Raw genomic sequence first — 24160 nt, forward strand, 5'->3', positions numbered from 1 at the left:
CAATGACATTGACCAAAGCAGAGCTCGCGGATTTACTGTTTGAAAAAGTTGGCTTGAATAAGCGTGAAGCCAAGGATATGGTTGAGTCCTATTTCGAGGAAATTCGTGCTCAACTTGAACATGGTGAAAGTGTCAAGCTGTCAGGTTTTGGCAATTTTCAGCTACGTGATAAGCCCCAACGCCCCGGGCGCAATCCAAAGACAGGCGAAGATATCCCCATAACGGCACGCCGCGTAGTGACTTTTCATCCCAGCCAGAAACTCAAGAGCATGGTAGAGATAAACTATGATGGAAAACCACAAGCTTAATACCGCTCTGCCATCGATTCCGGCGAAGCGTTATTTCACTATTGGCGAAGTAAGTGACTTGTGCGGGGTGAAGGCGCATGTATTGCGTTATTGGGAGCAGGAGTTTACCCAACTTAAGCCAGTTAAGCGGGGTGGTAATCGGCGCTACTACCAGCATCATGAAGTTCTACTTATCCGTCGTATCAGGCAATTGCTGTATGAAGATGGGTTCACTATCAGTGGAGCTCGTGGTCGCCTGGATAACTTTATCGGGCAACGGGTAGAAAATTCACAACAACAGCTGCTTCAACTATCCGCTAATTCGTCCGAGCTACGCCGAGAAATCCGCGAAATACTCGCCCTACTAGGGTAGCGCTTCGTTTTTCTTCGAACCAAGCTTACGATTGGCACGGTTCTGGAGAATATCATTGGCCTTGGCAGCCCAGATGTAGTGCTCTTGTCCTTTGGTGTCTCGCGTCTGACGCAGTAACTGAAGCCACTCGGTGTGGCGATGTCGCTGCTGGCATTGGGCGATGACTTGTCCGTTGAGCACGTTGAGCGCGGCGGACAAGTTGGTTGTGCCGTTGCGTTTGTAGTCATGGGTCATGGTAACCGCGCGCCATTTCTTCAGAGGCAATCCGGGTTGCGTTCGATCTAGTGCTTGACCACACAACTCCTGTAAATAACCGATGTGGTGAGGTCAATTTCCACTAACAGATTATTTTTGCTATAATCCACGCAGTTTTCCAGATGGGCCTAGGCCCGTTTTTTATTTGTGGGCATGATCATGGATGTGGCGAGATTGGTGGAAACGACGGTGGCTGGCTTGGGATATGAGTTGGTTGACTTTGAAGTGTCCGGCAGGGGGTTGATGCGAGTATTGCTCGATCAGCCATCGGGAATTACGGTGAAAGATTGTGAATTGGTCAGTCACCAGTTAACTCGTTTGTTTGCGGTAGAGGGGGTGGATTATGGGCGCCTTGAAGTCTCATCTCCGGGGTTGGACCGGCCGATCAAGAAGGAAGCAGATTTCATACGCTTTTGCGGCATGAAAGCGCAGTTAAAATTGCGCATACCGCTGGCAGGTCGTAAGAATTTCATCGGCATTCTCGGTAGCCTTCAGGATGGCGTATTACAATTAGATGTGGATGGCAAACAGGTGCTGATCGAGCTATCCAATTTGGATAAGGCGCATTTAGTGCCTACATTCTGAATATTATGACCATTTGCTTGTAGCAAACGATTTGCTTAAACCGAACACCTTTTGAAATTCGCTTTACGCGTGATGTATAAAAAAATTTTGTTTGTCTAGCCCCGCAATGTGAAAGAGCAGTGTGGTTACTTATACACCTGGCTGAAAAAAATTAAACATAGCAAATGTTAAGTATAAAAAATAAGCGAGTGAGTGAGTTAGTTTAAAAACATTCGGGTTGGTTGGAGGCAGTGATGAGTCGTGAAGTTCTATTATTAGTTGATGCCTTAGCGCGTGAAAAAAACGTGGACAAGGAAATCGTGTTTGGTGCGCTGGAGTCTGCTTTGGCGTCCGCCACCAAGAAGCGCTTTGCCGAGGAGTCTGATGTGCGTGTCAGTATTGACCGTAACACTGGCGAATATGTGTCATTTCGTTGCTGGCAGGTAATGGATGATGAAACTTTTGAAACTCCTGATCTGCATGTCAAGCTTAGCGAGGCTCGTAAACGTAATCCGGATATCCAGCTGGAAGAATTTATCGAAGAGCCATTAGAGTCCATCGACTTTGGACGTATAGGTGCACAGGCAGCCAAACAGGTGATCTTTCAGAAAATCCGTGACGCTGAGCGCGAACAGATTCTGAGTGACTTCATGGAGCGAAAGGAGCATTTGGTGTCCGGCACGGTGAAGCGCATCGAACGTGGTAATGCCATCATCGAGTTTGGCAAGATTGAAGCGTTGCTGCCACGTGATCAGATGATTCCAAAGGAGAATATGCGCGTTGGTGATCGTGTGCGCGCGTATTTATTGCGTGTGGATCGTTCAATACGTGGACCGCAAATTACCCTGTCGCGCATCACGCCTGAATTCTTGATTAAGTTGTTCGAACTTGAGGTTCCGGAAGTTGAAGAGGGGTTGCTGGAGATAGTTAGTGCTGCGCGCGATCCAGGAGTTCGCGCAAAGATATCGGTACGCTCCCACGATAAGCGGATAGATCCAATTGGCACTTGTGTGGGAATGCGTGGCTCGCGTGTACAGGCTGTAACCAATGAGTTGGCGGGCGAGCGCGTTGACATTGTATTGTGGTCGGAAGACCCTGCTACCAGTGTAATCAATGCACTAGCTCCAGCTGACGTGACCAGCATTATGGTAGATGAAGACAATCACAGCATGGATGTGGTAGTTGAGGAAGAAAATCTTGCGCAGGCTATTGGTCGAAATGGGCAGAATGTTCGCTTGGCCAGCGAGTTGACCGGATGGGAACTTAATATCATGACTATGGAGGAATCCAGCCAAAAAAATGAGCAGGAATTTTCCAAGGTGCGTGATTTATTCATGGGCAAGCTCGATGTGGATGCGGAGGTAGCGGATATTCTAGTCCAGGAAGGTTTTAACACACTAGAAGAAGTGGCTTATGTGCCACTGAACGAAATGCTGGAAATCGAATCACTTGACGAGGCAACAGTAAATGAATTGCGTAGCCGTGCGCGTAATGCCTTGTTGACTGCAGCAATTGTCAACGAAGAGCAGGTGGAGCATAACATTGAGGATTTAGTTAAACTTGAAGGTATGGACGAGCAAACCGCACGAATTCTGGCAAGCAAGGGCATCGGCACGCAGGAACAACTTGCCGATTTGGCCGTGGACGAACTGGTTGAACAGGCGGGTATAGATGAAGAACGCGCAAATCGGTTAATTATGGCTGCACGCGCTCCTTGGTTTGCTTAATGGAGTTGACTAAGGATAATTATGTTAACCCGAACGTCCCATAAATTTGCATGATATATATTCCAAATATTATTGGATGTTCAAATTTTGTAAAGGGTCAGCGCGGTCATTTGTGTACATCCGATAGAACAAAATCTTGCTTGGCAAAGACTAACGAGGGCGTAAATTAATTTATAAACCGTTCCGGCTAATGGTTTCTGTTGAGTATTGAGTGCTATAAGTCTCAAATTTTGGGGATTAAGGGGTAGTGATGGGAAAAATGAATGTAGCGCAGTTTGCTGGCGAGCTTGGCTTGCCGGTTGGATTGCTGCTTGAACAACTACAGGCGGCCGGGGTTGCCAAACAGCAGGAATCAGACAGCATATCGGAACAGGATAAGGCACAGTTGCTGGAGCATCTGCACAGCACGCATGGCAGTGGCAGCGACAAAAGTAAAAAAATTACATTGACTCGCCGTGAAACCACGGAGATCAAGAAGGCGGATAGCACGGGCAGGGCTCGCACCATTCAAGTTGAAGTGCGCAAGAAGCGCGTGGTTGCACCAATCACAGCTGCCCAGATAGAGCAGCCAGCTGCTGTTGCAGCAAAGGTCATCCCAGCGCAGGCTGTATCAAAGACCTTAAAGGCGGAAATATTAGGCGAGCAGGAGATTGCTCTGCGTACTGAAGAGGCACGTAATCAAGCAGAATTAGCCTCACGCCAGGCCGCCGAAGTCCAAGCCAAGAAAGAATATGCCAAACGCAAAGCGATGCCAGTTGTCGAACCTGTGGTGGAACCTGTGGTGCCGCCCATTAAAGTGCCTGAACCCAAGGTGGTTTCAACTACCGAAATAGCGGTAATTGCTGTTGCCAAGCCTGATTTGGCCGAAGGTACGTTGCATAAGCCTATGCCCAAGCCTGGTGACAAGGTTGTGCGGCCTGCAGCCAAGAAAGGTGTTAAAGCCGCCGCCCCAGATAAAGCCAGTCCATGGACCGAGGCTGGTCACAAGAAGCGCACCCCTGCAGTCATTGATACGCGACCTAGCGGTTGGACGGCTGGCCGTGGAAATGTTAGCCCACGCCATCATGCCAAGCATGTCAAGCAAGAAGAAGCTGCCCAGCATGCTTTCTCACTGCCGACCGAACCAGTCGTGCATGAGGTCATGGTGCCAGAGACAATAAGTGTCGCTGAATTGGCACAAAAAATGTCAATCAAAGCAATCGAAATTATCAAGGCACTAATGAAATTAGGTTCCATGGTGACCATTAATCAGGTGCTGGATCAGGAAACCGCGATGATTGTGGTGGAAGAATTGGGCCATATTGCCAAGCCAGCCAAGGTGGATGATCCTAGTGCTTACTTGACAGAATCTGACGAGCACAAGAATGCTCCTCTTGAGCCGCGCGCTCCGGTAGTTACCGTAATGGGTCACGTTGATCATGGTAAGACCTCATTGCTGGATTACATCCGTCGAACCCGTGTGGCCAGCGGCGAAGCAGGCGGCATCACGCAGCATATCGGCGCTTATCATGTGAATACCCCGCGCGGCATGATTACTTTCCTTGATACACCGGGCCATGAGGCATTTACGGCAATGAGGGCACGCGGTTCGAAAGTGACTGACATTGTGATTTTAGTGGTGGCAGCCGACGATGGTGTAATGCCGCAGACCAAAGAGGCAATTCACCATGCCAAGGCAGCCAACGTACCCATCGTGGTAGCTGTGACTAAGATTGATAAGCCTGATGCTAATTCCGAGCGCGTAAAACAAGAATTGGTTGCAGAGGGTGTGGTGCCGGAAGACTGGGGCGGTGACACCATGTTTGTTGAAGTGTCTGCAAAGACCGGACTGGGTATCGACTCCTTGTTGGAAAGCGTGTTATTGCAAGCTGAACTGTTGCAACTCACCGCACCCAAACTAAGCTTGGCCAAGGGCATTGTGATTGAAGCTAGGTTGGACAAGGGCAAGGGGCCGGTAGCAACCATATTGGTGCAGTCTGGCACCTTGAAGCGAGGCGATGCAGTGTTGGTCGGCGTAGTATCCGGACGCGTGCGTGCCATGCTGGATGAGAACGGTAAGGCAGTAAATGAGGCAGGGCCATCGATTCCAGTGGAGATTCAGGGGCTATCCGAAGTGCCTATAGCGGGTGAAAGCGTGCTAGTGCTTTCAGATGAGAAAAAAGCACGTGAAATTGCCTTGTTCCGTCAAGGCAAGTTCCGTGCTGTGAAATTAGCCAAGCAGCAGGCCGCTACGCTGGAAAATATGTTCGAACAGATGGCAGAAGGCGAAGTGCGTATGCTGCCATTGATTATCAAGACCGATGTGCAGGGTTCTTGTGAAGCTATTGCACATGCCCTGCAAAAACTATCCACCGATGAGGTCAAAGTTAACCTGATCCACAGTGCTGTGGGCGCGATCAGCGAATCCGACATTAACCTGGCGTTGGCTTCCAAGGCAATCGTGATTGGCTTTAATACCCGTGCCGATATTGCTGCGCGCAAGCTGGCGGAATCTGCCGGCGTAGATGTGCGTTACTACAATGTTATCTACGAAATGGTAGATGAAATTAAAGCGGCTCTGTCAGGTATGCGGGCTCCGGAAAAGAAGGAAGTCATCCTCGGTATGGTGGAAGTACGCCAGGTATTCGTAATCTCCAAGATCGGCACTGTGGTCGGTTGCTACGTGACCAATGGCATAATCAAGCGTAATGCGCAGGTGCGAGTGCTGCGTAATAATGTCGTTATTCATACTGGCGAACTGGATTCGTTGAAACGCTTCAAGGATGACGTCAAGGAAGTAAGATCGAATTTCGAGTGTGGTTTATCGTTGCGTAATTTTAATGACCTCGAAGTGGGCGATCAGCTTGAAGTATTTGAAATAATCGAAGTGGCACGCCCTCTAAATGCCTAAAGGCTACGCCAGGACAGACCGCATAGCCGAGCAGATTCAGCGCGAGGTGGCTCAACTGTTGCGCCTCGAAGTGAAAGATCCGCGCGTGCGCATGATCACCCTCACGGGAGTTGAGGTGACCAAGGATTATTCCCACGCCAAGGTGTTCTATACGTCCCTGGACGGCATAAGCGATGCAGTGCAGCAAGGTTTGGAGCACGCAAGCGGTTATTTGCGTAGCCAACTCGCACATACGATGAAGTTGCGTATCATGCCGCAACTGCATTTTATTTACGATCCTTCGATCGAACGTGGCGCGCATTTGTCACAGCTTATTGATGAAGCAGTTGCCAGCGATAAAGCATTACACAGCCCTTCCATAACTCCTTTGGACCACTTGTCACAAGAGGGCGAAGCCGATCACTCGCTTCCTCCTGACAAGGAGGTAGCGAAGGACGTTTCGAGAAGGTAAAATGACCCGCATAATGCGTCCATTAGACGGCGTTTTGTTATTCGACAAGCCTCTAGGACTCAGTTCCAATATTGCCTTGCAAAAGGTACGGCGCTTGTTTCAGGCAGAGAAGGCGGGGCATACTGGTACGCTTGATCCCCTGGCGACTGGTCTGTTACCTGTTTGTTTTGGCGAGGCTACTAAGTTCACCAGTTCACTACTGGAGGCAGACAAAACTTATTGTGCATTGATTAGGCTTGGTCAAACGACTACCACGGGCGATGCCGAGGGCGAAATTACCAGCAGCTGTGCTGTAAAGCTGGATAAAGCACAGATATGCGCGGTATTACGCAATTTTATCGGTGAAATTCAGCAGATGCCGCCTATGCATAGCGCCATCAAACATAAGGGAAAACCACTGTATGAGTATATTCGTAAGGGCGAAACTGTAATACGTGCAAGCCGTAGCGTGACCATACACGAGTTGGTATTGGAGCGCTTCGCGGGTGACGAGATGGAGATTACAGTGCGTTGCAGTAAGGGTACTTACGTGCGCACGCTGGCCGAGGATATTGGATTGGCTTTGGGGTGTGGTGCACACCTGCAAGGATTGCGCCGTACAGCGATTGGCCGGTTTGGCCTTGAAGGTGCGCATAATTTGAATCAGATGGAGTCGGTAACCATGCTAGAACGAGAGGCATACATTTTACCGTTAGATAGTTTGCTGCAGGATATGCCTGTGCTTGATCTGGATGTGTCACAAGTGACCCGCATTGCCCAAGGGCAGCGGCTCGCTATCGAAGCAGCATTGCTGGACGGTAAAGTTAGATTATATGGAGCAGGGCGCTTCATTGGAGTGGCCGATCTCGTGGAACAGCGACTGACCCCCGTAAGGTTGTTGTCCAGCGTGGCGAAAAACGCCGCTTGCATAGAATAGGTTTCGGCTCTATTTAAGGTATTTCTGATAGAGGTGCTCGAGAAAATGAATCTGAGCGGGAAGCTGTAAAGATAAGCAAAGGTGTGCGTTAATTTATGAAGCTTCAAGCTAATTAACGTGATATTGGATTATGTTCTTGTCCGAATAAACTTGAGCAACCGCCGCATTCGAGAGTAAAATGCGGCACTTTTTATTTAGTGGAGTGTGAATATTATGTCTATAACGGCAGCGCAAAAAGCGCAAATTGTGACTGATTACCAACGCATCAAAGGCGATACTGGCTCACCAGAAGTACAGGTTGCACTGATGACTGCTCGTATTAATTATTTGACAGGTCATTTTAAGGAACACATAAAGGATCACCATTCTCGTCGCGGTCTGCTGCGATTGGTTAGCCGTCGCCGCAAGCTCCTGGATTACCTCAAGGGCAAGAATGAGGGCAGCTACCGTGCACTGATTCAGCGTTTGGAATTGCGCAAGTAGTACTTTTATAGTGGGTCGCAGATGCGGCCCGTGTTGTTTTGGGTGAGTAATCCCAACTATCTATGGCCTTACCCCATGGCGCATTAGCGCCACGTCATGCACAGAGAGGCGTACTTTGAGTCACTACAAGAAAACATTAGCGTATGGCAATCATCAACTCACCTTAGAAACTGGGGAAATCGCACGTCAGGCTAGCGGAGCAGTCGTGGTCAGTCTGGATGATACGGTCGTTCTAGTCACCGTGGTAGGCAGGAAAGATGCCAAACCGGAACAGGATTTCTTCCCATTGACTGTGGATTATCAGGAACGTACCTATGCTGCAGGCAAGATTCCCGGCGGTTTCTTTCGACGTGAAGGACGTCCCAGCGAAAAGGAAGTCTTGACGTCCCGCTTGATCGATCGCCCGTTGCGCCCGCTATTCCCGGCAGGTTTTTATAATGAAGTGCAAATCGTTGCTACGGTGATATCTTCTGATAACCAGATTGACTCTGATATTCCTGCCATGATTGGTGCCTCTGCTGCCTTGGCGCTGTCCGGTATTCCGTTTGATGGCCCCATAGGCGCGGCGCGCGTCGGCTATCTTAACGGTGAGTATGTACTTAACCCGACCGCTGAGGAACTTGAGCTATCCAAGATGAATCTAGTAGTTGCTGGTACGGAACAAGCAGTTTTAATGGTGGAGTCAGAAGCACAAGAATTGCCTGAAGACGTTATGCTGGGCGCGGTCATGTATGGCCACCAGAAAATGCAAGCGGTGATTCAGGCGATCATTGAAATGGCGGATACAGTTGGTGCACCGGATTGGGATTGGAATGCGCCTGTGCATGACATTGTGTTGAGCTCAAAAATTGCCGAACTGGCCGAAAGTGGCTTACAGCAAGCTTATGCCGTACGCGAGAAACAGGCGCGGACCAATCAAGTAAACGAGATTCGCGCACGCGTTCTGGAAGCCGTGTCAGCATCGGAAAATGGTTTGGTGCCAAAAAATCACCTTAATGATTTGTTCCAAGCACTGGAATCCAAGATTGTACGCGGCCAGATACTAAGCGGCGAACCTCGCATCGATGGGCGTGACACACGTACCGTGCGTCCTATTGCCATACGCACTGGCGTATTGCCACGTACGCACGGTTCAGCCCTGTTTACCCGTGGTGAAACTCAGGCACTGGTAGTGGCCACTCTAGGCACTGCGCGCGATGCGCAGAAAATCGATGCCTTGCAAGGCGAATATTTGGATCGCTTCATGCTTCATTACAATTTTCCCCCATATTCAACCGGCGAGACTGGTCGCGTTGGTACACCAAAGCGACGTGAAATTGGCCATGGTCGTTTGGCTAAGCGTGCCCTGGTCGCAACGTTGCCGAGTGAGGAAGAGTTTGGATATTCCATTCGCGTGGTTTCTGAAATCACCGAGTCGAATGGATCCAGTTCAATGGCCTCGGTATGTGGTGGTTGCTTGGCGATGATGGATGCCGGTGTGCCAGTCAAGACTCATGTGGCAGGTATCGCCATGGGTTTGATTAAAGAAGGTAATCGTTTTGCTGTACTGACCGACATTCTTGGTGATGAAGATCATCTGGGTGACATGGATTTTAAGGTGGCGGGGTCAGAACAGGGTATTACTGCATTGCAAATGGACATCAAGATCAATGGTATAACGCGTGAAATTATGCAAGTTGCCTTGAGCCAAGCGCGCGAAGGACGCTTGCATATTCTTGGTATCATGAAGCAGGCCATGCCTACGGTACGTGAAGAAGTGTCGGCACATGCACCACGCATGATTAAAATTAAGATCAACCCGGAAAAAATCCGTGATGTGATTGGCAAGGGCGGTGCTGTGATACGCGCGTTAACTGAGGAAACTGGCACCACTATCGATATCGACGATGAAGGCAACGTAACTATTGCCAGTATTAGCGGTGAAGGTGGAATGTTAGCAAAAAAACGTATTGAGGATATTGTAGCGGAAGTTGAGGTAGGCAAAATTTATGAAGGTCCGGTTGTCAAACTGTTGGATTTTGGCGCGATTGTGAATATCATGCCTGGGAAAGATGGTTTGCTCCACATCTCGCAAATTTCAAACGAGCGCATTAACGTTGTGTCGGATGTGCTGAAAGAAGGTCAGATTGTAAAGGTCAAGGTGCTCGAGGCTGATGAGAAAGGCCGCTTGCGCTTAAGTATGAAGGCTCTTATCGTGCTAGAGCCTGAAGCGCCTGTTTCAGAGTAAAGGATAAAAACACAGTGCAATAAAAAAGCCCCTTGGTACGGGGCTTTTTTATTTAGAAAATAAAAATAAGAAAATGCTTTTAAATGCACATTGCGAATGGAATGAATAAACCGAATACCTGCGATATTTTTTGCGCCGTGATAGACAATTTCGGTGACATTGGCGTGTGCTGGCGGCTGGCTAAACAACTGGTGCACGAGCATGAGATGACAGTGCGATTATGGGTGGATGATCTGTCAAGCTTTCGTAGACTGCACCCGGCAATCTGTCCAGATATGCCAATACAGCATTGTTTTGGCGTGGAAATCAGGCACTGGAGTTCAACTTTTTCGGAGCTTTCATTTTCAAAGGTAGAGCCGGCGCAACTTGTGATTGAGGCGTTCGCATGTGAACTGCCCGAGCGATATGTGGCAGCGATAATGGCGCAAGAGTGCAAACTGATTTGGATTAACTTGGAATACCTCAGTGCGGAAGAATGGGTGGCTGGCTGTCATTGTCTACCCTCGCCACATCCTTTTTTACCCCTCACTAAATATTTTTTTTTCCCGGGGTTTACCCCGCAAACTGGTGGCTTGCTGCTGGAGAGAGATCTCATTGCACGACGTGATGCATTTCAGAGCGAACTGCACATGCAGGCCTCATTTTGGCGAGCACTGGGCGTGCCATTACCTAAATCCGATGAAGTACGAGTGTCGTTATTCTGCTATGAAAATATCGCGCTGCCGGAATTACTTTCTACTTGGGCAAAGAACAATATCCCAATACTGTGTTTAGTGCCGGATGACTGTGTGCTGCCTCAGGTGGCAGCTTTTTTTGGACGGGAATTCGTTGTAGCGGGCGACATATTACAGTACGGTAATTTGGAAGTCCGCGTATTGCCGTTTATCGAACAGGAGCGTTACGATGAACTGTTGTGGGCCTGCGATATTAACTTTGTGCGAGGGGAAGATTCCTGCGTGCGCGCGCAATGGGCGGGCAAGCCATTTGTTTGGCACATTTATCCTCAGCAGGATAATGTACATATTAAGAAGCTGAGCGCTTTCATGAAGTTGTATTGTGCCGGACTGCAGCCAGACGCAGCACAAGCATTGCATAGGTTGTGGGAAGGATGGAATATTGGACAAAGCGGGAACCAAGCGGCCTCGACAAGCTCTAACCTCGCTTGGAATGAATACTGGGAGCACAAAGCGTTATTGCTGAGGCATGCGCGTGAGTGGTCACAGCATATATCCGGCAATAACCTCGTTTTGAATTTGCTGAATTTTGTTCAAAAAATTGATAGAATACGCGGCTTGGAAAGTAAATCAGATTTAAGGTAAGTAGACATGAAAATAGCACAAGAATTGCGGGCAGGTAATGTCGTCATGGTCGGCAGCGACCCCATGGTGGTGTTAAAGGCCGAATATACCCGCTCTGGCCGTAATGGTTCGGTAGTTAAAATGAAATTCAAGAACCTGTTGACAGACTCGCCGAGCGAGGCAATATATAGGGCGGACGACAAATTCGATGTAGTTTTGCTTGATCGAAAGGATGCCACTTATTCTTACTTTGCCGATCCTATGTATGTGTTTATGGATGCTGATTACAATCAGTATGAGGTGGAAAAAGAGAACTTGGGTGAATCGCTCAACTACCTCGAAGACGGTATGGCCTGCGAGATGGTTTTTTATAACGATAAAGCCATTTCGGTCGATCTGCCGAATACTGTCGTACGCGAAATTATCTACACCGAACCCGCAGCGCGTGGTGATACCTCCGGTAAAGTAATGAAGCCTGCCAAAATTGGCTCTGGTATAGAATTACAGGTGGCTGCATTTTGCGAAATTGGTGATCAAATTGAAATTGATACACGTACTGGCGAATTTAAGCGCCGTGTTAATGCCTGATGATCCTAAGAGAAGCTCAAGTCACTGCTAAAAGCCAGTCAATATCTCAAGCCTGATGAGACGCTAAAACAACTGGATGCAATCGCTTCAGTGATAAGCGACAATGAAGACCGCTGCTGCGCCCAACAAGGCTAAACAGCGGTTGCTTTAGACTACTCCCAATTGTTCTTTTGTGGAATGAAGAGTTTTTTGCAATACTTTTCAACCCGAAATAAATTAATGCCGTCATTTAACGCAAATATCCTTCGTGTTCTAGTTTGAGCAAAATTTGCTGAACCGCCTCTTCCACGCTAATATTTGTAGTGTCAATTACTAGTTCGGGTTTTTCCGGGGTTTCATAGGGATCACTGATGCCGGTGAATTCTTTAACTATGCCAGCACGGGCTTTAGCGTAAAGTCCTTTGCGATCACGTCCTTCGCATACGTGCAGCGGCGTGGCCACATGAATTTCAAAAAAACCGCCCAATGGTTCGATCATGATCCGTACGTCTCGGCGCGTAGCGTGATAGGGTGCAATCGGTGCACAAATGGCAATGCCGTGGTTCTTGGTGATTTCGGAAGCTACAAAACCGATTCTCCGTACGTTGATATCGCGATGCTCACGCGAGAAACCCAGCTCGCTGGAAAGATGTTTGCGCATGATATCGCCATCCAGCAAAGTAACTTGCCTACCTCCCATCTCCAGCAGCTTGGTCATTAGCACTTTGGCCAAAGTTGATTTTCCGGCGCCAGATAAACCTGTAAAAAATATCGTAAGGCCCTGTTTGTCGCGGGCTGGATAGGCTATACGTAATTCATTCAGTACTTCCGGGTAAGAAAACCACTCAGGAATTTTTAGCCCTTCCGTTAGGCGACGCTTCAATTCAGTATCGCTCAAACTAGCGCTAAGCGCACCTTCAGGTACTTCTTCCAGAGGTAGATATTGTGCACGTTCTTCTACGTAAACCATGCGTGGGAATGGAATCAATTCTATGCCTACAGCGTTGCGCTTCGCTGCATTGGCGGGCAAACAGTATTCCTGAAATAAATCCATGCCGCGTCGGGTACCCTCATTTTCCGAATACTCGCCGCCAACAATTAAATGAGAGCAGCCATAATTGCGTTGCACAATAGCTTTCCAAAAAACTTCACGTAAGCCGGATCCGCGAGGGTATAGGGGAAGTAAGGATATGGCTGTGGTCGTGGAAGAAAAACGCGGCATGATGGCTTGATAGCAGCGTATCAAGGTGAAGTAATCGGGATGATCAGATTCTGCGTTGCCTATGATAGGGTGGATTAGCAAATTGGCTTCATAGGTCATGGCGGATCGCAACGTAAATTCATATTGAACACGATGCAATGGTTGGTGTGCCTGAAAAGCAATGACACGGCGCCAGCCGCGCCGCGCGAAAGATTTGCGCAATTCTTCCGGGGTAAGGTGGAGTGTCGGGTAGTCGTGGCGTAAGGGCAAGGATAACCCTTCAAGACGTCCAGAAACAGCATACTGGCCTTTTTGTTGCAAAAGATGGGCGACACCGGGGTGAGCGGGGTCATCGGAATTGAATAGGACTTGTGCTTCCACTGTTCTGTCAGGTTGCCAAAGTTCTTCCACAGTGATCACGGCCAGCATGAAGCCTTCCGGGTCACGCAACGCAAGACAGCTTCCGGGCACAAGTTGTTGGGCAACTGAATCTGGAATATCCAGAGTAATGGGCATAGGCCAAAACGTGCCATTGGCGAGGCACATGTCATTCAGAACGCTGTTGTAGTCGGCCTGGTTCATGAAGCCACGTAATGGAGAAAATCCCCCGTTTAGTAGCAGCTCCAAGTCTGATAATTGTCGCTGATTAAGATCCAGTGATGGAAAGTGTATGGCTTCGCGGCATAGGGTTTCCGCGCGTGTTTGGTCGATATTCAGATTGACCAAGTCGCCACCATATGGTGTGATTAATTTGTCTATTTTGTTAGTCATTGTGACTGAATGTTGTGTTGAAAATTTTATTGAACCGGTCGAACTGATTTTCCGGCATGCAATTAATGCCGGCTGCACCTTGTCTTCCTCCGCCAGTTTCAAATTGCTCGCACACTTTATCGGCACCGGTTTTTTTAGCCAATGGCGCTCGCACGCTAACCACGAACCCTCCATTAGTGCGTTTGGTCAATATAGCATGGGCTTTAAAAGGGAATGCAGTGGCCAGGAGATTCCCGAATACGCCGGAGATGCGCCGACTCCATGGTGCATCGGGAAGAATGTAAATTGCCCCGGCGGTGCTTTCAACTTCTGGTTTTAATTTTTTGGCGAGTGCAATATCTTCAATATAGCCATTTTTCAAAGTATCAAAGACTGGTTCTTCATGGATAAAGGTAAATGGGTCGCGATGATGATGCATGACTTGATAAAGTTCGGCTGGATGAAAATATAAATCTTGTAATGATTCTCCATAAGCATTGTAGTTAATGCATTCTCCTAATTCTTGCAGTGCATCCAGCTGGGTAGCGGTAAGTTGCAGAGTCTTTGATGCGTGAATGGCGGATTCATGCATATTGTCCCCAAATGCGGCGACTACTGCCCAGATTACAAATTGTCCGTTAAGGTGATTGTTAACCAGCAAACTAGTACAGATGTTGGGACAGGTGTCGATAAAAGTGGTTAGTTGAGGATGAACGGGAATGTCGCCAGGAATATGATGATCAAAATATTGTACTTGCGCTCCACGATCCAGTGCTAGCAGTAGTGCCTCCCGGTTTTTGCTCATGGCAATGTCCAAAACAGTAATTTGGTCACCGATTTCAGCCTGGATTTGCGCCAGTAATGAAATGTCCCGTTTTACACCCGTGACGAGAATACTTTTAGCCGGATGAGCGAGACGTAGTTGATGCAGGGCACAAATACCGTCCGCATCGCCGTTAAATATATCGTAAATTGTCACGTTGCTCTCTATCGTTAACTTTTAGCTATCAGATAAATAGAGATTGCATGGGTTGGCGATTTTCGTCCAACATGCAAATACTGTGTTATTTATCACGCGAATTTATGGGATGCTTGGGTTAAGTGGAAGTTAACTTATTCTGCACTAAAAGGGGTTTTGATAGCGCGGGATTTTTCGCGAAATAGCTTTTGATGCCACTGAGAATGGCGCGCGCTATTTTTTCCTGATAGCCCTTGTCATTCAAGCGAAGCTCTTCGCTAGGATTGCTGATGAAGGCGGTTTCAATCAATATCGAAGGAATGTCCGGTGATTTCAGCACGGCGAAACCAGCTTGCTGAACAGAGCTGCCATGTAATGTGTTGATGTTGCCCATTTCACCCAGCACATGCTTGGCTAGCTTCATGCTGTCGTTGATGGTGGCTGTTTGCGAAAGATCAAGCAATGTGCGCGCGAGATAGGGGTCTTTTACTGCGAGATTCACGCCGCCAATTAAATCAGCCTCGTTTTCTTTTTTTGCTAGCCAGCGCGCGCTGGCGCTAGTAGCGCCGCGTTCGGAGAGGGCGAACACAGAGGAGCCGCGTGCATGTGGTTTAATGAAAGCATCAGCATGGATAGAGATAAGTAAGTCGGCGCGCACTTGGCGCGCTTTCTGCACACGTCCATTCAGTGAAATGAAATAATCGCCGTCGCGAATTAATACGCCATGCATGTCCGCGGTCTCATCCATCAGTTCTTTCAGTTTGCGTGAGATCGCCAGCGTAACGTTTTTTTCGTATGTGTCATTGTATCCTTTCGCGCCCGAATCTTCGCCGCCATGCCCTGCATCGATAGCAATGATGAGCGTACGTGTACTCATCTCAGGTCGGAGGCGCGATGTAGATTTGCTTGATTTAATTGTCGGCTCCGGAATTGTCTGCGTACCTGCTATTTTATATTTTTTTGATTCACTCTCTTGAGGTAACCGACTTACGGTGGTGGGAGCGGGTTCCAGCGTGCGAGGTGCTGGCTCCTCCTGCAATAGTGCCATCATCGGATCAAAGGGAATTGCGGGGTAGATATCAAGAACCAGGCGGTGGTTGTATTTTGCCACCGGCATAAGGTTGAATAATTGCGGCTTGACTTGGGACTTAAGATCGAACACCAAACGCGCTATGCCGGGTTTGAAACGGGCCACGCGTACACTCTTTATGTAAGGGTCGTCGCTGCGGATTTTACCAACGAGCTCATTAAGAGGACCGTTTATTTCGACATCTTTCAGATCAATCACCAGTCGATCGGGGTTTCTAATGGAAAACAGTTCATAGTGGATCGGTTTGGCTGATTCCAGCGTTAGGCGAGTGTATTCAAGTGCCGGCCAAACGCGGGCAGAACTGATGGCGATAGCTGCCTGCGCGTGGGGGAGCCACAGCAAAAGGCCAAATACGACTAACTTTGCAGTACTTTTAAGCATTCCCTGCCTGCCTGTGAAATTGCACGGACTTCAATTTTGCGACCATTACATATTGTTTCAGCAGATAATATTTCGAGTGTAATTTCAATATCTGCTTGTGGCACAAGATCTTGCGCTTTTTCTGGCCACTCCACTAGGCATACGTTCCGCCCGTCAAACTCATCGCGGAAGCCGGCGGCATCCCATTCATCCGCGTCGTGGAAGCGGTAGAGATCAAAGTGACACAAGTGTAACCCACCAGCTTGATACAGCTCAAGCAAAGTATAGGTCGGGCTTTTTACCCGTCCAATATAGCCCATCGCATGCAGCAGTGCACGTACCAAAGTGGTTTTACCGACGCCTAAGTTACCGTGCAGATAAATAACCATGCCAGGCTTTATTCCTGGGGCTAGTCGTGCCGCAAAAGCAACGGTAGCGACTTCATCGGCCAGCAACAGGCTTATTCGGCTATTATTCTGATTATGCAAATCGAGACACCTCAAATTGTGGATTACACCGCACTGGCCACCAAAATAAAAGAATGGGGTAGGGAGCTTGGATTTCAGGCAGTAGGTATCGCTGATATCAATCTTCATGATGCCGAGGAACGCTTGCTGGAATGGCTCGCGCGAGGCTTCCATGGCAAGATGGATTATATGGCAAAACATGGTGCCAAACGCAGCCGTCCGGCGGAATTGATTCCTGGCACACTGCGTGTCATCTCTGTACGTATGGACTACTATCCACCCAGTGTGAAAGACAGTTGGGAAGTGATGGAGGATGGCAGCCGTGCTTTCATTTCACGCTATGCCTTGGGACGCGACTACCACAAAGTTTTACGCAACCGTCTGGAAAAACTGGCTAAAAAAATTCGCACTGAGGTGGGAGGTTTTAGCTATCGCGTATTCACCGACAGTGCGCCAGTAATGGAAGTAGAGTTGGCATATAAAGCTCGGTTGGGCTGGCGTGGTAAACACACGTTGCTGTTGTCGCGCGACCATGGTTCGTGGTTTTTTCTGGGCGAGCTTTACACCGATCTGCCGCTTCCCATTGATGAGCCGGAATCGGATCATTGCGGCACCTGCATGGCGTGCATTCAAGTGTGTCCGACGCAGGCTATCATCGCGCCATATAAGCTGGATGCACGACGCTGCATATCCTATCTGACCATCGAACTTAAAAGTAGTATTCCTGTTGAGTTACGCCCGCTTATCGGCAATCGCATCTACGGCTGCGATGATTGTCAAATGGTGTGTCCATGGAACCGATTTGCGCACAAAAGCCTCGAACCGGATTTCGCTGCAAGGCACGGGCTGGATGATGTCGCATTAACTGAATTATTTGGATGGAACGAGGAAACGTTCAATCAGAAATTTTCTGGCAGTGCTATTTATCGCATCGGCCATGAGCAATGGCTGCGCAACATCGCTGTGGCGCTGGGTAATGCGCCCAACAGCATTGAAGTGCTGGCCGCGCTGCAAGCCCGTGCTCAAGACGCGTCTCCGTTAGTGCGCGAGCATGTGGCGTGGGCACTGGAACGGCAAAGAAGCTGACCATTTGTAATCCCAAAAATCTATTAAAAATAATCGTATCTCTTTTCCACTGATCATTCCATCACCAGATAGTGGCTTCTCAATCAGCTTTTTCACCTATTGATATATCTATTTCAAAATCATTTTTACTCGCTTCGAAATAAGTTTTTTTACGATTAACACCAGCGGATGCTGTGTTTGGACGAAAACTGAAGCGATTGCTTCGGTGACGTTGAAGATGGCGTAGAAGTATCAAGTTTGAGTAGTGCATCAATAACATATTTATTTTGACAAAGATGCATAGCCAGTTTCGAAAAACCTGACGAGTGCCCAGCTGTTACGTTTGCAAAGTAAAGTTTGGTTGATCGACCTAGCGCGATTAGATCGATAATGGAATTGATTGTCGCTTTCTTGCGCTGCTCATCATCGCTGTGTGTGGCGCTATAGTGAAGAGGTTTGTTTCCCGTTTGCGGCGTCTGACTACTTATCAAAATTTTTGATAACGTAAAGAAACTTCTTGCATGTGATATAACTTCTGCATCATCGCTACATACCAATAATGATTTATTAGTAACACTAGAATAAATATCCAGAAATAAATCTTTATATTGGGTCTGGTAATCGGTATTTCTGACATGTACCGCAAAGTAATCGTGACCAAGGTGTTGAATTCGATCTAAAACGATTGGGCGAATATTTTCAGAAATTGAGATTCTATTAAGTAAATCAAAAGATAAATCTCCACCACCGGATTGCTCGTGAATTAGAACCAATTCATCATAATTTTTATCAAAATTAAATGTGAGTATTGCAGTTGTTTCTCTGTCCACACAATTTTTAGAATCTATCGAGTAAACCGCAAAATAAGTTCTTAACTTGCCTTGGACGGAATGTGGAAAACAAGTAAGGGTATTAAGAAAACACAGCTGCTCCTCAGACAAACTAAAATGAACCTTCGTTAAACTATTCCTTGGTGAAAAAAATTCTGAAAACTCCGCAAGTAAACCAGAATTAAGGGTGTCGATAATAAGAGTTCGCCCAAATTTTTCAGCATATCTCCAACATTGCTCAATTTGACAGAGCGTATCATTAAGGCCTCCATGTGGCCGGCAAAGCAAAAATTTTTCAATTTCCTGAGAATCGCGAAGCTCTTGCGATGGGGCATTCATCAAGCTAACGCCTATAACGGAAGACTGAACGAGAGGCTTTGCTCGGGAAATTACTGATATGCGTTGTGCAAGCTCATCTGCACCAGCTTGAAATGTCGGATTGATTCTCGCTCTCCAAACAAACTCAAGTGCTTCTTCATATTTATGGGAAGCTTCTAGAATGAGCGCCATGGTCATACAGAATTCAGCTGCAGACGGATTTATCTCGATTGCCCGTCGGGCCAACTTCTCTGCCGTAGCCAACTGACCGTCGTGAAGACCCAGACGGGCAAGCCCGTGCAAGGCACTGGGGTCGTCGGGGTACGTATCAAGCGTTTTATCGAACAGGGCGCGGGAAAGCGTAAAATTCCCGTCGTGGAAGGCGCGAACTGCCCCCATGCACATCTCGGTAAGCCTGCGGGTGTGATAGGACGATGCGTTGGCCCATTTGGCGCGCAACTGATTTTCCGAACGTAGAATGCGGGGTCTATCCCGGTTTGCTCCAGGACCAGTACCTGAGGTACCCAAGTCGGGTCGATAGTTGAATCCCACCACCGGAACAAATACAAAATCGCAGTGCTCTGCAATTTGATGCAAAAAATCGCGATCCTCACAAATTTCAAATGTTTCATCAAAGCAGCAACCTAATACAATGACTTTGCGGCGGATAATTGCTGCCTGCCAGTAAAACAAAGGACCGTAGTACATCATTGCGCGGTTAAACGGGCTACCAAACAATTTTTTGACGTTCCCATGCTCGTCAAGCATTCTGGCCCGACCGTAAACCAGCAGCGCTTCAGGATATTCACGGGAGGCACTCAGCATTGCCGAGAGGAAATCAAAATCGTAAGTATCGTCATCGTCCAGAAAGCAGAACCACTCACCATGCACGGCTTGCAACCCTTCGTTGGCGGCTTGCGGTCGCAGCAAACGGCGGTGGCCGCCGACGATTCGTATCGAATGGCCAGACTGCCAAGCTATAACCGGCAGTGTTGGGTGGTTCCCGCCAGTTGCATCAACGACTATAACTTCAACGTTCGGATAATCCTGTCGTGCGATTGATTCCAGCGCCACGTGAAGCTCCGGCCGCCCCATGCTGCGCACAATGACGGAGACGAGTGGTAGAGTTGGCTGATTGCCAGGATGTACTGCAAGAGTTTCCTGTGAAAAATGGGTTGGGGAAAAGATGGGGGACATGGACTTAAGTTTGTCTGTTCAGTTATTATAAAAAATATAACGGTATTGAATTGAACCTAATGTTAACTCACTAAACGCAGTAAATTACATCCAAATTTGCCCCGCGTATAGATACTGCCCTGCTCATTATTTGAACGGGATTTTATCGGTGTGGTAGTGTTTCAGCAAAAATCCCACACTACCGGTTAATTGTTTGACATTCCAACTCGCAGAGTTAACCTTATAAGAAAATGGATGAGCCGATGAAGACATTTCTGATGTGTGAACCCAGGTATTTTGAAGTCAGCTATGTCATCAACCCCTGGATGACTGGAAACCAGGGGCTGGTAAATATGGAGTTGGCGGCGAAGCAATGGAAAAATTTCCATGACATTCTCTCCAGTAAAGCATCGATCAGGCTAATCGAGCCGGTAGCTGGATTACCGGATATGGTATTCACCGCCAATGGCGGTTTGGTATGCCGCGATCACGAAGTTATTGTGTCTTCATTCCGTTACCCGGAAAGGCAAGCGGAGTCGCCGTACTTCAGCAAGTTTTTTGAGGATTCCGGTTATCGCATCAGGCGGCTGAATAGCGATATTAAATTCGAGGGTGCGGGTGATGCGCTTTATGATTCCAATGGGCAAGTGTGGGTTGGTTACGGGCACAGGAGCGATGTAGAAGCATTAGATGAAATCGCCGCAATTTTGCACACTCGGGTAAACGGACTGACTCTTGTTGACCCGAGGTGGTATCACCTTGATACAGCATTTTGCCCTTTGGCGAATGGGTATGTTATCGCTTATGAAAAAGCATTCTCATCCCAGAGCGTTAATAAAATCAAAAATGAATTCAGCGACAAAATCATTTGGGTCTCGGATCAGGATGCCAATAACTTCGCCTGCAATGCGGTAAATATCGGGAATGATGTCATTTTAAACAAGGCTTCGGACGAGTTGAAGGTTGCGCTCAGTAAACATAAATTTTCCGTTATCGAGGTTGACGTTTCGGAATTCATTAAAGCGGGGGGCGCATGCAAGTGCCTCACTCTTGAGCTATAACGAAGCGCATCCCCCCAACATTTGGCGACTATATCGTGCGTCGCGCTCTAAACTCAAATAGCCTTAATAGTCACCCATAAAGTCGCCTTTGCCAACTTCCAGACCATTGTGCCGCAAAATCGCATAAGCCGTGGTGACATGGAATAAAAATTGCGGCAAACCGTAGTTGGATAGGTAGTTGTGGCCAACCATTTTTTTCTCTTTCGGTGTGCCCGGGCGTAACACGATTTCACGCGTTTCGCTGCCTTCGAATTGTGAGGGCGTCAGGCTTTCAATAAACGACAAGGTCTTGCCAATTCGTGCCTGCAACTCCGCGAAGGTTTGTTCGTTATCGTCATATGCTGGTACCTCAACACCAGCCAGTCGCGCTGACACGCTCTTGGCGAAATCGGTAGCAATTTGCACTTGGCGGCTCAAGGGGAACATATCAGGGCATAGCCGTGCCTCCAACAGTACTGTCGGTTTAAAATTTTTCTCGGTAGCGTATGCTTCAGCCTTGGTCAAAATAACGTTGAGGCTGTTCAATAGCTGTTTGAAAACAGGCACGGACGTGGTGTACATATAAGTGGTCATAGGTTTTTCTCGGTTAATTGATAGCAGTTATTGTCATAGTATTCATAGCCGCGCGCAAGTCATCGATATGCCGCGCCAATAAATTGAAGTGCTGTTCAGCCAGATTAACAGTGAAGAAGTATGTGCCTCCCGCTGTATTGGCACGTCGGAAACGCATGTGTTCATCCGCCCCCTGTGATGTTGGGCTTCATTTCATTCAGCTCAACCTACCGGCCTTTGATATTTTTGTTCTAGTAGAGAGGGGGTTTTGCTGCTAGATTGCGAGGTTGATGTATTTATAGCCCCCGTTACTTGAGCGGGGGTTAATGTAATAAAGGAAAAATTATGCTAATTAATCCAAGCCCAATGAACGTATTGGATTACTGTAATGCGTTTATCGATGGAAGCATTAAGGTTGATGCAAACTATCAACGGACAGACAAAGTATGGCCAGAAAAGGCAAAGCAATACCTAATTGAAACAATCATCTTAGGGTATCCAATCCCCAAGTTGTTCTTACATCAAAAAATCGATTTAAAATCTAAGAAATCAATAAAGTATGTTGTTGATGGTCAGCAAAGATCAAGAGCTATCATAGAGTACTTCACAGGGAAATATTCCATTTCCAACTCAACTTCCATTCCAGATATGGCAGGTAAATATTTCGATAGTCTCCATGAAGATTATCAAAATGCATTTTTGAGCTACTCATTGCCAATAGACCTTTTCGTGTCAGCGTCCAGAGAAGAGATTATTGAAACATTTAGACGAATAAATTCATACACAGTGCCTTTGAACGCTGAAGAAAAGAGACATGCAAATTATCAAGGCATTATGAAATGGTTTATTTATGACTTAGCTAGGAAATTCTCGGAAAAGCTCACTGTAATTGGAGCATTAACTGAGAAAAATCTATCTAGAATGGCGGATTTCAAATTCTTATCTGAAATTATTTTATTTCTTGATAGGGGCGAAATTGTAACAACAGGCGCGAAGCTATTAGATAGCTTGTACTCGAAGTATGACAATGATTTCCCGAAGATTAATTTCGTTAACGATAAGATTGAAGACTCTATGTCTGTGATATTTAAATGGGACTGGTTAGAGGGATTAAATGTCGTCAAACCTTACATTTTACAAATGATCATATTATCAATTGCAAATAATCATGATCATATGCAATTTCTTCCAGAGTATCAGATCAGAGAGAATTTCTCACAATTATCAGAAGCAATAGAGTCAGATACCCACCCTCATCTCGATAAATTTGTCGCAGCCGCATCAAGAACTACGAATGACAAAGTCAGAAAAACGGTTATTTATGAATATGTAACTAGGGCAATGTATGAACCCTTGTCTTAATCTATCAGTTATTTCTGAAAAATTTAAGAAACGAATTACAAAGTTGCATGTAGACGCAAAGTCTAATCCTGACAAAATTGAACGATATTGCATTTTCGCAATATCTCAGCTTAACAATTTTCTACGTGCGCATTTGCTCTCAATAAGACTAGGTGCTGTTAACTCAAGAAATATTGCCCTTAGCTATCCTGTTACATATTTGTCAGATGATCAGATAATTGATGAGTTTATTCATCAGGGCTATCCCGGGAAATGGAAATCTGGGAAAGTGGGCACATGGAGCCTTAAGGATGAACCTGCATTCCACACGACAAGAGTATTTCTTTGCATCGTCTCAAAACTACATCCAACTAATGAACCCAATATACAAACCGCATTAATCGACTCATGGAAAATAGATGTCCTCAGGGAGGCAAGAAATTACTTTGCTCACCGATCAATTTATACTGAAAAAAATGCTGTTGCAAAATCTTCTCAGCATTACACTGTGGGAGCAGTAAGAGCCACCGAGGTATTATTTCAATATGACGCAACCATAGCATCAACTGTACTAGACGATATTCATAATTATTTATTATCCTTTGCCGATGACATAAGCTAAAAACAAGGCAGTAGTAGTATAGTTTCCCAGTGCCCAGATTCATCACCTCGGGCGCACCGCTTAAACCAAGTTCGCCATTGTTCGGCGAACGCTTCGCGGATTCAGCTTGTAGGTTTCATGGACTTAACCATGATTTTTATACTCAAAATTTATTACACTAGCAACAATGCATATTTCAAGCTTATTTTGCCAAGTCAGCAATAAACTTTGATAGAGACTGGATCTCAGCATCATTGGCGGTCAAGCCTCTTGCCGATATTTATCCAAATTCCCAGCCAAACGAGCGTTACTTGAATTTGATCGTCGCGTTGTTTTGATAGTGCGCAATGCA

The 24160-nt window shown here is 47.1% G+C and carries 20 protein-coding genes and 2 pseudogenes; 15 read left to right on the forward strand and 7 right to left on the reverse strand.

Annotated elements, in window-relative coordinates:
• The first annotated feature begins 2 nt into the window (after window positions 1-2).
• Window positions 3-308: an integration host factor subunit alpha gene (locus MJ768_RS00315; protein WP_239287222.1), complete on the forward strand. Its 306-nt coding sequence runs from the start codon at window positions 3-5 to the stop codon at window positions 306-308.
• Complete coding sequence (locus MJ768_RS00320; protein WP_239287280.1) at window positions 289-660, forward strand: MerR family transcriptional regulator; 372 nt, start codon at window positions 289-291, stop codon at window positions 658-660. The genes MJ768_RS00315 and MJ768_RS00320 overlap by 20 nt, the downstream gene beginning before the upstream one ends.
• A gap of 111 nt (window positions 661-771) precedes the next feature.
• Here MJ768_RS00320 and MJ768_RS00325 read toward each other — a convergent pair.
• Window positions 772-951: pseudogene (locus MJ768_RS00325) on the reverse strand (IS630-like element ISCARN69 family transposase); the annotation flags it as partial.
• Window positions 952-1074: 123 nt separating this feature from the next.
• Between MJ768_RS00325 and rimP the strand changes: the two are divergent.
• The 9 genes and pseudogenes from rimP (at window position 1075) to efp (ending at window position 12059) form a co-directional block, all read left to right on the forward strand.
• Entirely contained in the window at window positions 1075-1500 is a 426-nt protein-coding gene (gene rimP, locus MJ768_RS00330; protein WP_239287223.1) for a ribosome maturation factor RimP, read from the forward strand.
• Window positions 1501-1733: 233 nt separating this feature from the next.
• On the forward strand, window positions 1734-3206 hold the full coding sequence (nusA, locus tag MJ768_RS00335; protein ID WP_239287224.1) for a transcription termination factor NusA: 1473 nt from the start codon (window positions 1734-1736) through the stop codon (window positions 3204-3206).
• Between the two features lie 250 nt (window positions 3207-3456).
• Window positions 3457-6096, forward strand: coding sequence for a translation initiation factor IF-2 (infB, locus tag MJ768_RS00340; protein ID WP_239287225.1), 2640 nt, complete (start codon window positions 3457-3459; stop codon window positions 6094-6096).
• Window positions 6089-6436: pseudogene (gene rbfA, locus MJ768_RS00345) on the forward strand (30S ribosome-binding factor RbfA); the annotation flags it as partial. The gene infB and the pseudogene rbfA, both read left to right, overlap by 8 nt.
• 112 nt (window positions 6437-6548) lie before the next feature.
• Window positions 6549-7463, forward strand: coding sequence for a tRNA pseudouridine(55) synthase TruB (truB, locus tag MJ768_RS00350; RefSeq protein ID WP_239287226.1), 915 nt, complete (start codon window positions 6549-6551; stop codon window positions 7461-7463).
• A gap of 213 nt (window positions 7464-7676) precedes the next feature.
• Complete coding sequence (gene rpsO / locus MJ768_RS00355; RefSeq protein ID WP_173052917.1) at window positions 7677-7946, forward strand: 30S ribosomal protein S15; 270 nt, start codon at window positions 7677-7679, stop codon at window positions 7944-7946.
• A gap of 115 nt (window positions 7947-8061) precedes the next feature.
• A complete protein-coding gene (pnp, locus tag MJ768_RS00360) occupies window positions 8062-10173 on the forward strand; it encodes a polyribonucleotide nucleotidyltransferase (protein ID WP_239287227.1) in 2112 nt (703 codons plus the stop codon).
• A gap of 101 nt (window positions 10174-10274) precedes the next feature.
• Entirely contained in the window at window positions 10275-11492 is a 1218-nt protein-coding gene (gene earP, locus MJ768_RS00365; protein ID WP_239287228.1) for an elongation factor P maturation arginine rhamnosyltransferase EarP, read from the forward strand.
• Window positions 11493-11498: 6 nt separating this feature from the next.
• Window positions 11499-12059, forward strand: coding sequence for an elongation factor P (gene efp, locus MJ768_RS00370; RefSeq protein ID WP_239287229.1), 561 nt, complete (start codon window positions 11499-11501; stop codon window positions 12057-12059).
• Between the two features lie 229 nt (window positions 12060-12288).
• Here efp and MJ768_RS00375 read toward each other — a convergent pair whose 3' ends face one another.
• The 4 genes from MJ768_RS00375 to tsaE form a co-directional block, all read right to left on the reverse strand.
• A complete protein-coding gene (locus MJ768_RS00375; protein WP_239287230.1) occupies window positions 12289-14010 on the reverse strand; it encodes a bifunctional sulfate adenylyltransferase/adenylylsulfate kinase in 1722 nt (573 codons plus the stop codon).
• Window positions 14003-14968 carry an acetyltransferase gene (locus MJ768_RS00380; RefSeq protein WP_239287231.1) on the reverse strand — a complete coding sequence of 322 codons (966 nt, stop codon included), beginning with the start codon at window positions 14966-14968 and terminating at the stop codon, window positions 14003-14005. Before MJ768_RS00380 ends, MJ768_RS00375 begins: the two co-directional genes overlap by 8 nt.
• 118 nt (window positions 14969-15086) lie before the next feature.
• Entirely contained in the window at window positions 15087-16418 is a 1332-nt protein-coding gene (locus MJ768_RS00385) for an N-acetylmuramoyl-L-alanine amidase (RefSeq protein WP_239287232.1), read from the reverse strand.
• Window positions 16394-16885 carry a tRNA (adenosine(37)-N6)-threonylcarbamoyltransferase complex ATPase subunit type 1 TsaE gene (tsaE, locus tag MJ768_RS00390; protein WP_239287233.1) on the reverse strand — a complete coding sequence of 164 codons (492 nt, stop codon included), beginning with the start codon at window positions 16883-16885 and terminating at the stop codon, window positions 16394-16396. The genes MJ768_RS00385 and tsaE overlap by 25 nt, the downstream gene beginning before the upstream one ends.
• On the opposite strand from tsaE, the gene queG reads away from it, so the two are divergent.
• A complete protein-coding gene (queG, locus tag MJ768_RS00395) occupies window positions 16880-17950 on the forward strand; it encodes a tRNA epoxyqueuosine(34) reductase QueG (protein ID WP_239287234.1) in 1071 nt (356 codons plus the stop codon). The genes tsaE and queG overlap by 6 nt on opposite strands.
• Window positions 17951-18105: 155 nt before the next feature.
• On the opposite strand, the gene MJ768_RS00400 is transcribed toward queG, so the two are convergent.
• Window positions 18106-20274, reverse strand: coding sequence for a glycosyltransferase (locus MJ768_RS00400; RefSeq protein WP_256449806.1), 2169 nt, complete (start codon window positions 20272-20274; stop codon window positions 18106-18108).
• A gap of 242 nt (window positions 20275-20516) precedes the next feature.
• Between MJ768_RS00400 and MJ768_RS00405 the strand changes: the two genes are divergently transcribed.
• Window positions 20517-21314: a dimethylarginine dimethylaminohydrolase family protein gene (locus tag MJ768_RS00405; RefSeq protein ID WP_239287236.1), complete on the forward strand. Its 798-nt coding sequence runs from the start codon at window positions 20517-20519 to the stop codon at window positions 21312-21314.
• A gap of 63 nt (window positions 21315-21377) precedes the next feature.
• Here the strand turns inward: MJ768_RS00405 and MJ768_RS00410 are convergent, their stop codons facing one another.
• On the reverse strand, window positions 21378-21887 hold the full coding sequence (locus tag MJ768_RS00410) for a DUF1993 domain-containing protein (RefSeq protein ID WP_239287237.1): 510 nt from the start codon (window positions 21885-21887) through the stop codon (window positions 21378-21380).
• Between the two features lie 324 nt (window positions 21888-22211).
• Between MJ768_RS00410 and MJ768_RS00415 the strand changes: the two genes are divergently transcribed.
• Both MJ768_RS00415 and MJ768_RS00420 read left to right on the forward strand, forming a co-directional pair.
• Window positions 22212-23228 (forward strand): DUF262 domain-containing protein, encoded by a 1017-nt coding sequence (locus tag MJ768_RS00415; RefSeq protein WP_239287238.1) that lies wholly within the window; start codon window positions 22212-22214, stop codon window positions 23226-23228.
• Window positions 23212-23829 carry a hypothetical protein gene (locus tag MJ768_RS00420; RefSeq protein ID WP_239287239.1) on the forward strand — a complete coding sequence of 206 codons (618 nt, stop codon included), beginning with the start codon at window positions 23212-23214 and terminating at the stop codon, window positions 23827-23829. Before MJ768_RS00415 ends, MJ768_RS00420 begins: the two co-directional genes overlap by 17 nt.
• Window positions 23830-24160: the final 331 nt, after the last annotated feature.

This window comes from Candidatus Nitrotoga sp. 1052 (assembly GCF_927312905.1).
Classification (GTDB): domain Bacteria; phylum Pseudomonadota; class Gammaproteobacteria; order Burkholderiales; family Gallionellaceae; genus Nitrotoga.

What these genes read in the sequence shown, in the direction of transcription:
- nusA (WP_239287224.1), top strand. Translation starts at nt 1,734, where the DNA reads ATGAGTCGTGAAGTTCTATTATTAGTTGATGCCTTAGCGCGTGAAAAA.
- earP (WP_239287228.1), top strand. Translation starts at nt 10,275, where the DNA reads ATGAATAAACCGAATACCTGCGATATTTTTTGCGCCGTGATAGACAAT.
- MJ768_RS00410 (WP_239287237.1), bottom strand. Translation starts at nt 21,887, where the DNA reads ATGACCACTTATATGTACACCACGTCCGTGCCTGTTTTCAAACAGCTA.
- MJ768_RS00405 (WP_239287236.1), top strand. Translation starts at nt 20,517, where the DNA reads ATGAAGACATTTCTGATGTGTGAACCCAGGTATTTTGAAGTCAGCTAT.
- MJ768_RS00420 (WP_239287239.1), top strand. Translation starts at nt 23,212, where the DNA reads ATGAACCCTTGTCTTAATCTATCAGTTATTTCTGAAAAATTTAAGAAA.
- MJ768_RS00315 (WP_239287222.1), top strand. Translation starts at nt 3, where the DNA reads ATGACATTGACCAAAGCAGAGCTCGCGGATTTACTGTTTGAAAAAGTT.
- MJ768_RS00375 (WP_239287230.1), bottom strand. Translation starts at nt 14,010, where the DNA reads ATGACTAACAAAATAGACAAATTAATCACACCATATGGTGGCGACTTG.
- efp (WP_239287229.1), top strand. Translation starts at nt 11,499, where the DNA reads ATGAAAATAGCACAAGAATTGCGGGCAGGTAATGTCGTCATGGTCGGC.
- MJ768_RS00415 (WP_239287238.1), top strand. Translation starts at nt 22,212, where the DNA reads ATGCTAATTAATCCAAGCCCAATGAACGTATTGGATTACTGTAATGCG.
- rpsO (WP_173052917.1), top strand. Translation starts at nt 7,677, where the DNA reads ATGTCTATAACGGCAGCGCAAAAAGCGCAAATTGTGACTGATTACCAA.
- MJ768_RS00320 (WP_239287280.1), top strand. Translation starts at nt 289, where the DNA reads ATGGAAAACCACAAGCTTAATACCGCTCTGCCATCGATTCCGGCGAAG.
- MJ768_RS00400 (WP_256449806.1), bottom strand. Translation starts at nt 20,274, where the DNA reads ATGTCCCCCATCTTTTCCCCAACCCATTTTTCACAGGAAACTCTTGCA.
- infB (WP_239287225.1), top strand. Translation starts at nt 3,457, where the DNA reads ATGGGAAAAATGAATGTAGCGCAGTTTGCTGGCGAGCTTGGCTTGCCG.
- rimP (WP_239287223.1), top strand. Translation starts at nt 1,075, where the DNA reads ATGGATGTGGCGAGATTGGTGGAAACGACGGTGGCTGGCTTGGGATAT.
- truB (WP_239287226.1), top strand. Translation starts at nt 6,549, where the DNA reads ATGACCCGCATAATGCGTCCATTAGACGGCGTTTTGTTATTCGACAAG.
- queG (WP_239287234.1), top strand. Translation starts at nt 16,880, where the DNA reads ATGCAAATCGAGACACCTCAAATTGTGGATTACACCGCACTGGCCACC.
- MJ768_RS00385 (WP_239287232.1), bottom strand. Translation starts at nt 16,418, where the DNA reads ATGCTTAAAAGTACTGCAAAGTTAGTCGTATTTGGCCTTTTGCTGTGG.